This is a genomic window from Variovorax sp. UC74_104 (assembly GCF_044055375.1).
GTDB lineage: Bacteria > Pseudomonadota > Gammaproteobacteria > Burkholderiales > Burkholderiaceae_C > Variovorax.
In genome coordinates, this window is sequence record NZ_CP171978.1 from 952248 (window position 1) to 966946 (window position 14699).

A 14699-nucleotide genomic window follows, 5' to 3' on the forward strand; every position below is an offset into this window, starting at 1 on the left:
TTTTGGGGGAGGGTCGGGGTGGGGGCACGACGGCGCCAACCGCGGGGCTGCGTTGAATGCGGATGCTCCTCCCATGAATGAAAACCGCCACCAGAAGGCCTTCGGATGAGTCTTTCTTCATTGCTGCTTCAGTTCCTCACCGGGCTGTCGTCGGCTTCGTCGCTGTTCCTCGTGGGGGCCGGTCTTTCGCTGATCTTCGGCGTCACGCGCATCGTCAACTTCGCGCATGGCTCCTTCTTCATGGTCGGCATCTACCTCGCCTACACGCTGGTCGAGAAGCTCGGCGGCGGCATGGCCTTCTGGCCGGCGGTGGTGCTTTCCGCGATTGCGGTCGGCATCCTCGGCGCGCTGATCGAAATGGTGCTGCTGCGCCGCATCTACAAGTCGCCGGAGCTGTTCCAGCTGCTGGCGACCTTCGCACTCGTTCTCGTCATCAAGGACGCGGTGCTCTACATCTGGGGGCCTGACGAGCTGCTCGGGCCGCGCGCGCCGGGCCTGTCGGGCTCGGTGGAAATCCTGGGCCGGCAGTTTCCGACCTATGACCTGTTTCTGATCGTCGTCGGCCCGGTCGTGCTCGGCCTGATGTGGCTGCTGCTCACGCGCACCCGCTGGGGCACGCTGGTGCGCGCCGCCACGCAAGACCGCGAGATGGTCAGCGCGCTGGGCGTGAACCAGGCCTGGCTCTTCACCGCGGTGTTCGGGCTCGGCGCCATGCTCGCGGGCCTGGGCGGCGCGCTGCAGTTACCGCGCGAACCGGCTACGCTGGCGATGGACCTCAACACCATCGGCGCGGCCTTCGTGGTGGTGGTGGTTGGCGGCATGGGCTCCATTCCGGGCGCCTATGCAGCCGCGCTGCTGATCTCCGAAATCAAGGCCGTGTGCATCTGGCTCGGCGTGGTTGAAATCTTCGGCTACAGCGTGTCGTTCTCGAAGCTCACGCTGGTGGTCGACTTCATCGTCATGGCCATCGTGCTGGTGTGGCGTCCGTGGGGCCTGTTCGGCCGGCCGCAGGCGCCCAGCCGCTACGTGGGCATGGCCGAGGAGCCACTGCGCCGCGCGAGCAAGGGCTACCTGTGGCTGGTGGCCGCACTGGGCGTGGCGCTCATGGCCATGCCACTGCTCACCGCCGGCTCGCCCTACACCACGGTGCTGATGATCGACCTGCTGATCGCCGCGCTGTTCGCCGCCAGCCTGCACTTCATCATGGGCCCGGCCGGCATGCACTCGTTCGGCCATGCCGCCTACTTCGGCCTGGGGGCCTATGGCGCCGCGCTGCTGGTGCGCTCCAGCGGCCTGCCGATGGAAGCGGCGCTCGTCGTGGCCCCGCTGGTCGCGGCCATCGGCGCCCTGGTCTACGGCTGGTTCGCGGTGCGGCTGTCGGGCGTGTACCTGGCCATGCTCACGCTGGCCTTCGCGCAGATCACCTGGGCCGTCGTCTACCAGTGGGATTCGTTCACCGGCGGCAGCAACGGCCTCACGGGCGTGTGGCCGTCGGAGTGGCTGTCGGACAAGCGCACCTACTACTGGCTCACGCTGGTGCTCGTGGCCGCCGGCATCCTGATGCTGCGCCGCGTGCTGTTCTCGCCCTTCGGCTATGCATTGCGCGCGGGCCGCGACTCGCTGCTTCGCGCCGACGCCATCGGCATCGACGTCAAGCGCATGCAGTGGACCGCCTTCGTCGTCGCCGGCGCCGCGGCCGGTCTGGCCGGTTCGCTCTACGCTTTTTCCAAGGGCAGCATCTCGCCCGAAAGCCTCAGCGTCGACAAGTCGGTCGACGGGCTGGTGATGGTGCTGCTGGGCGGCATCCAGACCCTGGCCGGGCCGGTGGTCGGCGCCGTCACCTTCAGCTGGCTGCACGACACCGTGGCGCGCAACACCGACTACTGGCGCGCGACGCTCGGCGCCATCATCCTGATCCTCGTGCTGCTGTTCCCGCAGGGCATTGCAGGCTTTGCCAAGCAGCTGACCGACAAGCTGCTGCGCCGCGGCAAGCCCGAAACGGCGCCGGCGGTGCCTGAGGTGAAGGAGGCCAAGGCATGACTTCCCCCAACAGCTCCAACCCACCACTGCTGAAGGTCGAGAACCTCGGCAAGTCCTTCGGCGGCGTGAAGGCCGTCGACGGCATCAGCTTCGAACTGCATGCCGGCGAACTGCTGGCCCTCATCGGCCCCAACGGCGCCGGCAAGTCCACCACCTTCAACATGGTCAACGGCCAGCTCAAGGCAGACCAGGGCTCGATCCTGTTCGACGGGCACGAGCTCGTCGGCCAGAAGCCGCGCGCCATCTGGCGCAAAGGCGTGGGCCGAACCTTCCAGATCGCCGAGACCTTCGCCTCGCTCACCGTGGCCGAGAACGTGCAGATGGCGCTGCTATCGCACGACGGCAAGCTGTTCTCGATGTGGCGCCGTGCGGCCGACCACAAGCGCGAGGAAGCGCTCGCGCTGCTCGACCAGGTCGGCATGAAGTCGCAGGCCGACCGACCCTGCAGCGTGCTCGCCTACGGCGACGTGAAGCGCGTCGAGCTCGCCATCGCGATGGCCAACTCGCCCAAGCTGCTGCTGATGGACGAGCCCACCGCAGGCATGGCGCCCAAGGAGCGCAACTCGCTCATGGCGCTGACCAAGGATCTCGTCATCCAGCGCGGCCTGGCCGTGCTGTTCACCGAGCACAGCATGGACGTGGTGTTCGCGTACGCCGATCGCATGATCGTGCTCGCGCGCGGTCGCCTCATCGCGCAGGGCAAGCCGCTGGAGATCCGCGACCATCCGAAGGTGCAGGAGGTGTACTTCGGCACCGGCAAGACCTTCGAGAAGAAAGCTGAAGCCGTTGGAGAAGCCGCATGAGCACCCAAGAACCCCTCCTGCAGGCCAAGGCCCTGTGCGCCTGGTACGGTGCCGCACAGATCCTCTACGACGTCGATCTCGAAGTGCGCCGCGGCGAAGTGGTCGCGCTCATGGGCCGCAACGGCGCGGGCAAGTCGACCACGCTGAAGGCGCTGATCGGCATGCTGGCCAAGCGCCGCGGTGCGGTGCGCTTCCTGGGCCACGACATCTCCAAGAGCGAGCCGCACCACGCGGCGCGACTGGGCCTGGGCTTTGTGCCTGAAGACCGCCGCGTGTTCACCGACCTCACGGTGATGGAGAACCTCGAGGTCGGAAAGCAGCCTGCGCGCCGCTGGGCCGATGGCACAGACGCGCCGCTGTGGACGCCCGAGCGCCTGTTCAAGCTCTTCCCCAACCTTGGCGAGATGCCCAACCGCCCGGGCGGGCGCATGAGCGGCGGCGAGCAGCAGATGCTCACGGTCGCGCGCACGCTCATGGGCAACCCGTATCTCGTGCTGCTCGACGAACCGTCCGAGGGCGTGGCGCCGGTGATCGTCGAGCAGATGGCCAACATGATCCTGGAGCTCAAGGCGCAGGGCGTGAGCATCCTGCTGTCGGAGCAGAACATGCACTTCGCCGAACTGGTGTCCGACCGCGCCTACGTGCTCGAGAAGGGCCAGATCCGCTATCACGCCACGATGGCCGAGCTCGCGGCGAACGACGAAGTGCGCCGCGCCTACCTGAGTGTTTGAGCCCGATTTCCTTCAACCCCCCGGAGTCCACGCCATGCATCGCAGAACCCTCGTGAAATCCGCCGCCGCCTTCGGGCTGGCCGGTGGCCTCGGCAGTGTCGCCTTCAACGCCTTCGCGGCCGGCAAGATCAAGCCCGGCGCCAAGGCGGCGCTGATCGTGGTCGACGTGCAGAACTGCTTTCTCGACGGCGGCACGCTGGCGGTGAAGGGCGGCAACGAGGTCATCCCGGTGATCAACGCGCTCGCGCCGGCCTTCGAGAACATCGTGGTCACGCAGGACTGGCACACGGCGGGCCATGCATCTTTCGCCAGCACCTACAGCGGCAAGAAGCCTTTCGAGACCACCAAGCTCAGCTACGGTACGCAGGTGCTGTGGCCCGACCACTGCGTGCAGGGCACCGACGACGCGGCGCTCGGCAAGGACCTGAAGGTGCCCACCGCGCAGCTCGTCATCCGCAAGGGCTTCCATAAGGACATGGACAGCTACTCGGCCTTCGAGGAAGCCGACCACAAGACGGCCACCGGCCTGGCCGGCTACCTGAAGGCGCGCGGCATCAAGACCGTGTTCGTCACCGGCCTGGCCACCGACTTCTGCGTGGCCTGGACCGCGATGGACGCACGCAAGGCCGGCTTCGAGGCCTACGTGATCGAGGACGCCACGCGCGGCATCGACCTCAACGGCTCGCTGGCCGCGGCCTGGAAGCAGATGACGGCCAAGGGCGTCAAGCGGATCCAGTCGGCAGACATCCAGATCGCCTGAGCGCGCATCGCGCGAGTCGCAAAGAGCAACAGGAACACAGGACCCACGACGCATGAAGCCCTCGATCTCAAGGCGTGCCATGGTGGCGAGCGCCGCCGCCCTGGCGCTCGGCCCCGGCCTGTTCCCTGGCCTGTTGCGTCCGGCACGCGCGGACAACGCCACGACCGGTGTGACCGACACCACCATCCGTATCGGCCAATCCGCCGTGTTCAGCGGGCCGGCGAAAGACTTCGGCATCGACTACCGCGCGGGCATCAAGCTCTACCTCGACAGGGTCAACAAGTCGGGTGGCGTGAACGGCCGCAAGATCGAGCTGGTCACCTACGACGACGCCTACGACCCCGCGAAGACGGCAGTCAACACGGCCAAGCTGATCGACGAGGACAAGGTCTTCGCGCTCACCGGCTACGTGGCCACCGGCAATCTCGCCGCGGCGATGCCGCTCGCGGAGAAGGCCGGCGTGCCGATGTTCGCGCCGCTGGTGGGCACCACGTCGTTCCGCACCAAGGTCAACCGCTACCTGTTCCACGTGCGCGCGGGCTACGACCTGGAGCTGCGCAAGATCATCAGCCACCTCTCGACCATCGGCATCCAGTCGATCGCGGTGGTCTACCAGGACAGCGCCTTCGGCAAGTCGAACCTCGCCACCTGCGAGGAGCTCGCGGCCGACTACAAGGTGAAGGTGCTCAAGACCTTCCCGCTGGCCATCGCGGCCGAGGACGCGAAGCAGGTCGTCACCGGCCTCGCCGACGCGAAGCCGGGCGCGGTCGTGATGATCATGGCCGGGCGCATGGTGGAAGTGTTCATGCGCGACTACCGCGCCAGCGCCGTGGGTTCGCCGCTGTACACGCTGTCGGTCGGCATCACCGATGCGGCCGGCTCGGCCAAGCGGCTCGACGGCAAGCTCGCGGGCCTGGTCACGGCCAGCATCGTGCCGCCGCCGCAGGCGCTGCGCGTGCCCATCGTGGCCGACTACCAGCGAGACCGCGCCGAGTTCGGCGAGAAGATCGACAGCTACACCGCGCTGGAGGGCTACATCGTCGCGCGCGTGATGGTCGAGGGCCTGCGCCGCGCGGGCAAGACGCCCACGCGCGACAGCTTCATCGCCGGGCTGGAGAGCATCGGCAGCACGCGCTTCGGCGAATTCCCCATCGAGTACAGCGCGAAGAACCACAACGGCTCGACCTTCGTCGATCTGGAGATATACGCCCGTGACGGCCAGCTGCGGCGCTGAGCCGCTGCGCCTGCTGGTCAACGGCCGGGCGCAATCGATAGCGGGCGTGCCGCGCGAGGCGACGCTGCTTCACCTGCTGCGCAACGACCTGGGGCTTAACGGCCCCAAGTACGGCTGCGGACTGGGGCAGTGCGGCGCCTGTACCGTGCACGTGGACGGCGTGGCCGCGCGTTCGTGCGTGATTCCGGCGCACGGCGTGGCGGGGCGTGCCATCACCACGCTCGAAGGCCTGGGCTCGCGCGGCAGCTGGCACCCGGTGCAGGCCGCCTTCGAGGACGCGCAGGCCGCGCAGTGCGGCTACTGCCTCAACGGCATGGTGATGCAGGCGGCGGCGCTGCTCGCGCGCGATCCGCAGGCGAGCGAAGCGCGCATCCGCGCCGAGCTGTCGGGCAACCTGTGCCGCTGCGGCACGCACATCGAGATTCTGGACGCGGTGCAGCGCGCGGCGGTGCGCATGCGTGCGGAGGCAAGCGCATGAGTTTCGGGTCTTCTCCCCTCTCGCTTTGGGAGAGGGCCAGGGTGAGGGCATCGGCCTTTGCCGAAGCGCAGCCATTGCTATCGCCGCCGGCCCTCACCCCAACCCTCTCCCGCAGGCGGGAGAGGGGGCAAATTCCATGATGCGCCGCGCCGACCTGCCGCAGACGCGCGCCGAGTTCCTTGCCGCCACCGGCGTGCTGCTGGTGCTGCGCGAGACCCCGCCGCCGCCGCCCCCGGCCAAGGGCCAGCCTGCCTTCATCGCCAGCAATCCCGCCGAAGGCGACGAGGTGCTGCTTGCCGTGTGGGACGACGGCAGCGCCTCCGCGCTCAACGGACACGTCGACCTCGGCACCGGCATCCAGACGGCGCTAGGCCAGATCGTGGCCGAGGAGCTCGATCTCGGCATGCCCTGCGTGCGCGTGATGCTCGGCGACACCGCGCGCGCGCCCAACCAGGGTGCGACCATCGCGAGCGCGTCGATCCAGATCCATGCGCAGCCGCTGCGGCTGGCCGCGGCGCAGGCGCGCGCATGGCTGCTTGCGCGTGCGGCCGAGCGCCTGGGCGTGGCCGAGGATGCGCTGCAGGTGCGCAACGGCGTGGTGCGCGTCGCGGAGGCACCTGATCGGCATGTCAGCTACGCCGAGCTGGTCGCAGGGCAGCGCACCGTGCTGCGGCTCGATCCGCACGCCAGGCCCAAGGACCCGGCCGACTACCGCGTGGTCGGCACGCGGCAGGCGCGCGTCGACATCCCGGCCAAGCTCGCTGGCGAACTCGTGTTCGTGCACGACATGCGCGTGCCCGGCATGCTGCACGGCCGCGTGGTGCGCCCGCCGTATGCGGGCGCGGACCACGGCGAGTTCATCGGCAACACGCTGGAGTCGGTCGACGAGTCGTCGATCGCGCACATCCCCGGCATCCGCGCGGTGGTCGTCATCCGCGACTTCGTCGGCATCGTGGCCGAACGCGAAGAGCACGCCGAGCAGGCGCTGCGCGAGCTGCGCGTGAAGTGGAAGCCATGGCCCGGCATGCCCGACCTCGGCGACCTCGCGAAGGCCCTGCGCGACAACCCCTCCACGCAGCGGCTGCTGGTCGACGAAGGCGATGTCGACGGCGCCATCGCATCGGCGGCGCAGCCCATGCACCGCACCTACGTGTGGCCCTACCAGATGCATGCGTCCATCGGCCCGTCGTGCGCGCTGGCCGAATGGCAGCCCGCCGACGGCAGCGGCATGCAGCTGCGCTGCTGGGCCGGCTCGCAGAACCCGCACGTGCTGCGCGCCGATCTTGCGAAGCTCATCGGCGTGGAGGACGTGCAGGTCGACGTGGTCCGCATGGAGGCCGCGGGCTGCTACGGCCGCAACGGCGCCGACGACGTGGCCGCCGACGCGGCGCTGCTCGCGCGCGCGGTGGGCGCACCGGTGCGCGTGCAGCTCACGCGCGAGCAGGAGCATGCGTGGGAGCCCAAGGGCGCGGCGCAGCTGATGGAAATCGACGGCGGCCTCATGGCCGACGGCAGCGTCGCCGCCTACGACTTCGAAACCTCGTACCCGTCGAACGGCGCGCCCACGCTTGCGCTGCTGCTCACGCGCACCATCGAGCCGGTGGCGCAGGCCTTCGAGATGGGCGACCGCACCGCGCGTCCGCCCTACAGCTACGACAACCTGCGCGTGAAGGTCAACGACATGGCGCCGATCGTGCGCGCCTCGTGGCTGCGCGGCGTGTCGGCGCTGCCGAGCTCGTTCGCGCACGAGTCGTACATCGACGAGCTGGCGACGGCGGCGGGCGTCGACCCGGTGCAGTTCAGGCTGCGGCATCTGAAGGACCCGCGCGCCGTCGAGCTCGTGCAGGCAACCGCGCAGAAGGCCGGCTGGCGCATGCGCACCGGGCCGCAGGAGAACGCCGACGGCGGGCTGGGCGAGGGCGGCGACATCCTCTTCGGCCAGGGCTTCGCCTATGCGCGCTACGTCCACAGCAAGTGGCCGGGCTTCGGCGCGGCGTGGGCCGCGTGGGTGGCCGACGTGGAGGTCAACCGCAAGACCGGCGAGGTGCACGTGCGCCGCGTGGTGGTGGGGCATGACGCCGGCCTGATGATCAACCCGGCGGGCGTCGAGCACCAGGTGCACGGCAACGTGATCCAGACGACGAGCCGGGCGCTCAAGGAGCGGGTGGAGTTCGCGCCGCAACAACAGCAGCAACAGCAAGGCGCGGCGACGGGCGCGCAGCTGCCGGGCGTGCTGCCTTCCGGCGTGGTCGCGAGCCGCGAGTGGGGCGGCTACCCGATCATCAACTTCCGCGAAGTGCCGGTGATCGAGGTGATGCACATGCCGCGGCCCGGCGAACCTTCGCTGGGCGCGGGCGAGTCGTCGTCGGTGCCGGGCACGGCGGCAATTGCGAATGCGATCTTCGATGCGACGGGCGTGCGCTTCAGGTCGCCGCCGTTCACGCCGGAGACGGTGTTGGCGGAGTTGAATCGGAGTCTGCTCCCTCCCCTCTGGGGGAGGGCGGGGGTGGGGGCATGCGGCGCCCGGATGGCGACGCTGCTGTGCCCCCATCCCAACCTTCCCCCGGAGGGGGAAGGAGCAATGCACCATGGCCTCGGCGCAAGGGCGTGTGGGCCACCGGCGCGGCGCTGGTCGTGGGTGGCATCGGCGTCATCGCGGGACTGCTCGGCTGGCGCTCGGCCATCGCGCCGGTGTCGCTCACCGCTCCGGTCTACAGCCAGGCCACCATCGAGCGCGGCCGCGTGCTCGCCGCGGTGGGCGACTGCGCCGTGTGCCACACCGCACCCGGCGGCACGGCCAACGCGGGCGGCCGCGCCATGGACACGCCCTTCGGCACGCTCTACACCACCAACCTCACGCCGGATGCGGAAACGGGCCTCGGCCGCTGGTCGTTCAGCGCCTTCCAGCGCGCGATGCGCGAGGGCGTCTCGCGCGACGGCCACTACCTGTATCCCGCGTTCCCCTACACCGCCTTCGCGAAGACCAGCGACGACGACCTGCAGGCGCTGTACGCGTACTTCATGTCGCTGCCTGCCGTGCGCGCGGAGACGCCGAAGTCCGAGCTCAAGTTTCCGTTCAGCATCCGGCCGCTGATGGCCGGCTGGAATGCGCTCTTCCACGATCCGGCGCCGATGCAGCCCGTGGCCACGCAGAGCGCGGAGTGGAACCGCGGCGCATACCTCGTCAACGGCCTCGGGCATTGCGGCGCCTGCCATACGCCGCGCAACGCGCTCGGCGCGGAGCAGGGCGGCAGCGCCTTCCTCTCGGGCGCGATGGTCGATGGCTGGGAGGCGCCGGCGCTCACGCAGCTGGCGTCGAAGTCGGCGGTGTCGTGGGATGCCGACGAGCTCTACCGCTACCTGCGCCACGGCCACACGCAGCGCCACGGCATCGCGGGCGGGCCGATGGCCGAGGTGGTGCGTGAACTCGCTCAGGTGCCCGATGAGGACATCCGCGCGATGGCGACCTACCTCGGCTCGTTCAATCCCCCGCCTGCCGCGCAGCCCGCAGCCGTCGCGCAGCAGGTGGTCGACAACGCCGCACGCACGCAGGGGCAGCTGCTGGGCCCCGCACAGCGCATGTTCGACAGTGCCTGCGCCTCCTGCCACCACGACGGCAACGGCCCCACGCTGCTCGGCGTCAACACGCCGCTCGCGCTCAACAGCAACCTCACCAGCGCGCGGCCCGACAACCTGCTGCGCACCATCCTCGACGGCGTACGCGAACCCGCGAGCCGCGACATCGGCTTCATGCCCGGCTTCCGCGAGGTGCTCGACGACCGGCAGATCGCCGAACTCGCCGGCTACATGCGCGCGCGCTTCGCGCCGCAGGCGCCGGCGTGGACCGACCTGCCCGCCGAGGTGGCGCGCGTGCGCGCGACGCCGGGGCACTGACTGCGGACGGAGAAAAGGCGAAGCAGGCCGCGCCGTCTCCCGTGTGCGCCGCTACGATGCGGCACAGCGCACACCCATCCACGGAGACACCACGCCATGCCGCTCGATCTTTCCATCTCTTCCTGCCTTCCCCGCGACGCCGAACGCGCCACCCTCGTCGGACGCCTCTGGCAGCCCGGCGTCGGCCCCGTGCTTATTGCCGTTCACGAAGGCGGCCTGCACGACCTTTCGAAGCTCGCGCCCACCATGAGCGATCTGCTCGAAGGCAAGGAAGCGCCTGCACAGGCAGTTCGCCGCGCATTGCAGGGCGCACCGCGCATCGCGGCGCTCGATGAGGTCCTTGCCAACAGCGACGAGACCGCGCGCGATGCGGCCAGGCCATGGCTTCTCGCGCCCTGCGACCTGCAGGCCGTGAAGGCCAGCGGGGTCACATTTGTTGCGAGCCTGCTCGAACGCGTGATCGAGGAGCAGGCGCGCGGTGATGCGTCGAAGGCGGAAGCCACGCGCGCGGCCATCGGCAGCGTGCTCGGCGACAACCTCGCGGACATCGTGCCCGGATCGCCCGAGGCAATGAAGGTCAAGGAAGTGTTGATTGCGCAGGGCGCGTGGTCGCAGTACCTCGAGGTGGGCATCGGGCCCGACGCGGAGATCTTCACGAAGGCGCCGGTGCTCTCCGCCGTGGGCACCGGCGCGGACGTGGGCATCCATTCGGGTTCCGCGTGGAACAACCCCGAGCCCGAGGTCGTGCTCGCGGTGAACAGCCGCGGCGAAACCCTCGGCGCCGCGCTGGGCAACGACGTCAACCTGCGCGACTTCGAAGGCCGCAGCGCACTGCTGCTGGGCAAGGCGAAGGACAACAACGCCTCCTGCGCGATCGGCCCTTTCATCCGCTTGTTCGATGAGCACTTCGGCATCGCGGACGTGCGCCGCATCACCGTTGCGCTGGAAGTGGCGGGGCCCGAAGGCTTCGTGCTCGAGGGATCGAGTTCTCTATCGAAGATCAGCCGCGATCCGCTCGATCTCGTGTCGCAAACCATAGGAGTAAATCACGCTTATCCCGATGGCTTCATGTTGTTTCTGGGAACGATGTTCGCTCCGACACAAGACCGTCACGGGCCTGGGCAAGGATTCACCCACGTCGTGGGTGACCGGGTGCGCATTGCCGCTCCGGAACTCGGCGCGCTGGTCAATCGCGTGGTGCACGCGGACAAGGCGCCGATGTGGACTTTTGGTATCAGTGCGTTGATGCGCAATTTGGCTGCTCGCGGTTTGCTGTGAACGAGGTGTAGTCGTTCTGTTTGAATTTCAAAAGGAGTTGTACTTCTTAGTAATTCATACGCGCCGTGTTGCAATCTGTTGCTGTTGACCGCATCACTTGTTCCCCTCAAGATTGCTGTTGTTAGGAAACGTTTGAACGAGGGGAGCAGAGGTTGGCGCAGAGCGAGATCGATCTATTGCAGGTGCCTGTGGAGGGCCCGCTGCCTTGCGGTGAAGACCTGGAATACGACCCCGATTTCATGGCGTTGCACCAGGCAACGGCGGGCAAGCGCGAGCAGCAGTTCGGCTCGACCATCATTCCCGCCGAGCCGCCCGATTGGGCTCGCGTCGAGCGCATCGCGAAGCAGCTGTGCACACGCACGCGCGACCTGCGGGTGCTGGTGCCCCTCACGCTGGCGTGGACCGAGAACCGCGGCTTGCCGGGTTACGTCGAAGGACTGCAACTCGTCGACGTGGTGCTGCAGAAATTCTGGGACGACGTGCATCCGCGCGTCGTCGACGGCGGCTTCGAGGACCCGCTGCCGCGCATGAATGCGCTGGCCGCGCTGGCCGAAGCCGAGGGACTCGGACGCAGCGTGCGCGATGCGCGGCTGGTCGACGACGGCGGCGCATCGATGAGCCTGCGGCAGGTCGAGGCCTTGCTCGATTCGAGCAAGACCGACCATCAGATCGACTACCCGGGCGGCATCGGCCGGCTCAGGGACACGGTGCGGCGCGCACAGGAAAAATCGGCGCCTCCGGTGGTGGCGTTGCGTGCGGCACTCGAGCTGCTGCAGCGCATCCGGGAGACCTGCGAACGCGCGCTCGGCCAGAGCTGGGCGCCCGACTTCTCGCGGCTCGAGCGCTCGCTGCGAACCGTGGCCCAGCTGCTGCCGGAGCAGGTACAGGCTGAAGAGGCAGTACCCGGCGAGGCCCGCTCGGCAGCCGGTGCGCAAGGGGCCGACGTCGCGGGAGCAGTTGCGAACGGTGCGGCTGCGGGGCCCGCAAATGGCGGTGCAGGCCTACGTCCGGTGCTCATTAAGGATATTGAAATATCGAGCCGTGAAGATGTGCAGGTGTTGCTCGAAAAGGCTTGCCAGTTCATGGAGCGAACGGAGCCCAGCCATCCGGCGCCCATGCTCATCCGCAGGGCGCAGCGGCTGCTGGACCTGAACTTCTTCCAGATCATCGAAGAGCTCGTGCCCGAGGGTTTGCAGAAGATAGAAAGTCTTGCAGGACGGCCGTTGAACGGCGGCCAGGCCGAATAACGGTAACGACAAGGCGCACGCAGGCCGACGGGGCGCACCCGCACGCATTACAGATTCAAGAGGAAGCTTATGGCAGACAACCGTGTCAGAAACAGTGGTCAGAAGTTCATTGCGCGCAACCGCGCGCCGCGCGTGCAGATCGAGTACGACGTCGAGATCTACGGCAGCGAACGCAAGATCCAGCTGCCCTTCGTGATGGGCGTCATCGCCGATCTCGCGGGCAAGCAGATCGACCCCATGCCCGATCTCGCCGAGCGCGAATTCATGCCCGTCGACATCGACAACTTCGACGACCGCATGAAGGCCATCAAGCCGCGCGTCGCCTTCCAGGTGCCCAACACGCTCACCGGCGAAGGCCAGATGAACGTCGACATCACCTTCGACAGCATGGACGACTTCTCGCCCGCGCGCATCGCCCGCCAGGTCGGCGCGCTGCAGCAACTGCTCGAGGCGCGCACCGAGCTGTCGAATCTGCTTTCGTACATGGACGGCAAGAACGGCGCCGAACAGCTGATCGCGCAGGCGCTGCAGAACCCCGGGCTCCTGAAGTCGCTGGCGTCGGCGCCCAACCCGGCCGTTGCCAAGGCGGTGGAAGCCGCGAACGAAAAGGCCGGCAATCCCGGCACCTCTTCCGACTCTTCCGAGTAAGCGCGAGCAGCAGCAAGGACCGCCACCATCATGAGCACCGCCCCCAAACAGACCACCGCGCGCGCACCGGCCTCCGTCGAGACGCTGGAGCCGAACGAGTTCTCGAACCTGCTGCAGCGCGAGTTCAAGCCCAAGACCGACCAGGCCCGCGAGGCGGTGGAGAACGCCGTCAAGACGCTGGCCGTGCAGGCGCTGGAGAGCACCGTCACCGTCTCGAACGATGCCTATCGCACCGTTCAGGCAATCATCACCGAGATCGACCGCAAGCTCTCCGAGCAGATCAACCAGATCCTGCACCACGAGGACTTCCAGCAGCTCGAAGGCGCGTGGCGCGGCCTGCACTATCTCGTGAACAACACCGAGACCGACGAGCAGCTCAAGATCCGCGTGATGTGCGCCTCGAAGCGCGAAGTCGCGCGTTCGCTCAAGCGCCACAAGGGCATCGGCTGGGACCAGAGCCCGCTGTTCAAGAAGATCTACGAAGCCGAGTACGGCCAGTTCGGCGGCGAGCCCTTCGGCGCGCTGATCGGCGACTTCCACTTCGACCACAGCCCGCCCGACGTCGAGATGCTCGGCGAGATGGCCAAGATCGCCGCCGCTGCGCACTGCCCCTTCATCGCGGGCGCGTCGCCCACGGTGATGCAGATGGATTCGTGGCAGGAGCTGTCGAACCCGCGCGACCTGACCAAGATCTTCCAGAACACCGAGCACACCGCATGGCGCTCGCTGCGCGACTCGGAAGACGCGCGCTACATCGGCCTGGCCATGCCGCGCTTCCTGGCACGCCTGCCCTATGGCGCGCGCACCAACCCGGTCGACGAGTTCGAGTTCGAGGAAGAAACCGACTCGGCGGCGCACAACCGCTACACCTGGGCCAACTCGGCCTATGCGATGGGCGTGAACATCAACCGCTCGTTCAAGCAGTACGGCTGGTGCACGTCGATCCGCGGCGTGGAATCGGGCGGCGCGGTCGAGAACCTGCCCACGCACACCTTCCCGACGGACGACGGCGGCGTGGACATGAAGTGCCCAACCGAGATCGCCATCAGCGACCGCCGCGAGGCCGAGCTCGCCAAGAACGGCTTCATGCCGCTGGTGCACCGCAAGAACTCCGACTTCGCGGCCTTCATCGGCGCGCAGTCGCTGCAGCTGCCGGCCGAGTACTACGACGCCGACGCGACGGCCAACGCGAACCTCGCGGCACGCCTGCCGTATCTCTTCGCCTGCTGCCGCTTCGCGCACTACCTGAAGTGCATCGTGCGGGACAAGATCGGTTCGTTCCGCGAGCGCGAGGACATGGAGCGCTGGCTCAACGACTGGATCATGAACTACGTCGACGGCAGCCCCGGCACCTCGTCGCAGGACACGAAGGCAATGAAGCCGCTGGCGGCGGCGGAAGTCCAGGTGGAAGCCATCGAGGACAACCCCGGCTACTACGCCGCCAAGTTTTTTCTCCGGCCGCACTATCAGCTCGAAGGGCTGACGGTGTCGTTGCGGCTGGTTTCGAAGCTGCCATCCAACAAGAAGGACAGCAGCTAATCCAACGGCGTCCCGGAATCGGGCGCAAATAACTCTGGGGGTTTAAA

At 68.0% G+C, this 14699-nt stretch carries 10 protein-coding genes and 1 pseudogene; all 11 read left to right on the plus strand.

Annotated elements, in window-relative coordinates; genetic code table 11:
* Positions 1-105 precede the first annotated feature (105 nt).
* Positions 106-2040: an ABC transporter permease gene (locus ACHMXA_RS04660; protein ID WP_395318877.1), complete on the plus strand. Its 1935-nt coding sequence runs from the start codon at positions 106-108 to the stop codon at positions 2038-2040.
* Positions 2037-2843: an ABC transporter ATP-binding protein gene (locus ACHMXA_RS04665; protein ID WP_395318879.1), complete on the plus strand. Its 807-nt coding sequence runs from the start codon at positions 2037-2039 to the stop codon at positions 2841-2843. The genes ACHMXA_RS04660 and ACHMXA_RS04665 overlap by 4 nt, the downstream gene beginning before the upstream one ends.
* Entirely contained in the window at positions 2840-3574 is a 735-nt protein-coding gene (locus tag ACHMXA_RS04670) for an ABC transporter ATP-binding protein (RefSeq protein WP_395318881.1), read from the plus strand. Before ACHMXA_RS04665 ends, ACHMXA_RS04670 begins: the two co-directional genes overlap by 4 nt.
* A gap of 34 nt (positions 3575-3608) precedes the next feature.
* Positions 3609-4334 carry a bifunctional nicotinamidase/pyrazinamidase gene (gene pncA / locus ACHMXA_RS04675; protein WP_395318883.1) on the plus strand — a complete coding sequence of 242 codons (726 nt, stop codon included), beginning with the start codon at positions 3609-3611 and terminating at the stop codon, positions 4332-4334.
* 52 nt (positions 4335-4386) lie between these two features.
* Complete coding sequence (locus ACHMXA_RS04680) at positions 4387-5568, plus strand: ABC transporter substrate-binding protein (protein WP_395318885.1); 1182 nt, start codon at positions 4387-4389, stop codon at positions 5566-5568.
* Positions 5546-6046, plus strand: a complete 501-nt coding sequence (locus tag ACHMXA_RS04685) for a (2Fe-2S)-binding protein (protein WP_395318887.1) — start codon at positions 5546-5548, stop codon at positions 6044-6046. Before ACHMXA_RS04680 ends, ACHMXA_RS04685 begins: the two co-directional genes overlap by 23 nt.
* A 136-nt stretch (positions 6047-6182) precedes the next feature.
* A pseudogene (locus ACHMXA_RS04690) lies at positions 6183-9940 on the plus strand (molybdopterin cofactor-binding domain-containing protein).
* A gap of 96 nt (positions 9941-10036) precedes the next feature.
* Positions 10037-11218, plus strand: coding sequence for a fumarylacetoacetate hydrolase family protein (locus ACHMXA_RS04695; RefSeq protein ID WP_395318889.1), 1182 nt, complete (start codon positions 10037-10039; stop codon positions 11216-11218).
* Between the two features lie 152 nt (positions 11219-11370).
* Entirely contained in the window at positions 11371-12465 is a 1095-nt protein-coding gene (gene tssA, locus ACHMXA_RS04700; protein ID WP_395318891.1) for a type VI secretion system protein TssA, read from the plus strand.
* 69 nt (positions 12466-12534) lie between these two features.
* Entirely contained in the window at positions 12535-13113 is a 579-nt protein-coding gene (gene tssB / locus ACHMXA_RS04705; protein WP_395318893.1) for a type VI secretion system contractile sheath small subunit, read from the plus strand.
* Between the two features lie 30 nt (positions 13114-13143).
* Positions 13144-14652, plus strand: coding sequence for a type VI secretion system contractile sheath large subunit (tssC, locus tag ACHMXA_RS04710; RefSeq protein ID WP_176665646.1), 1509 nt, complete (start codon positions 13144-13146; stop codon positions 14650-14652).
* Positions 14653-14699 lie beyond the last annotated feature (47 nt).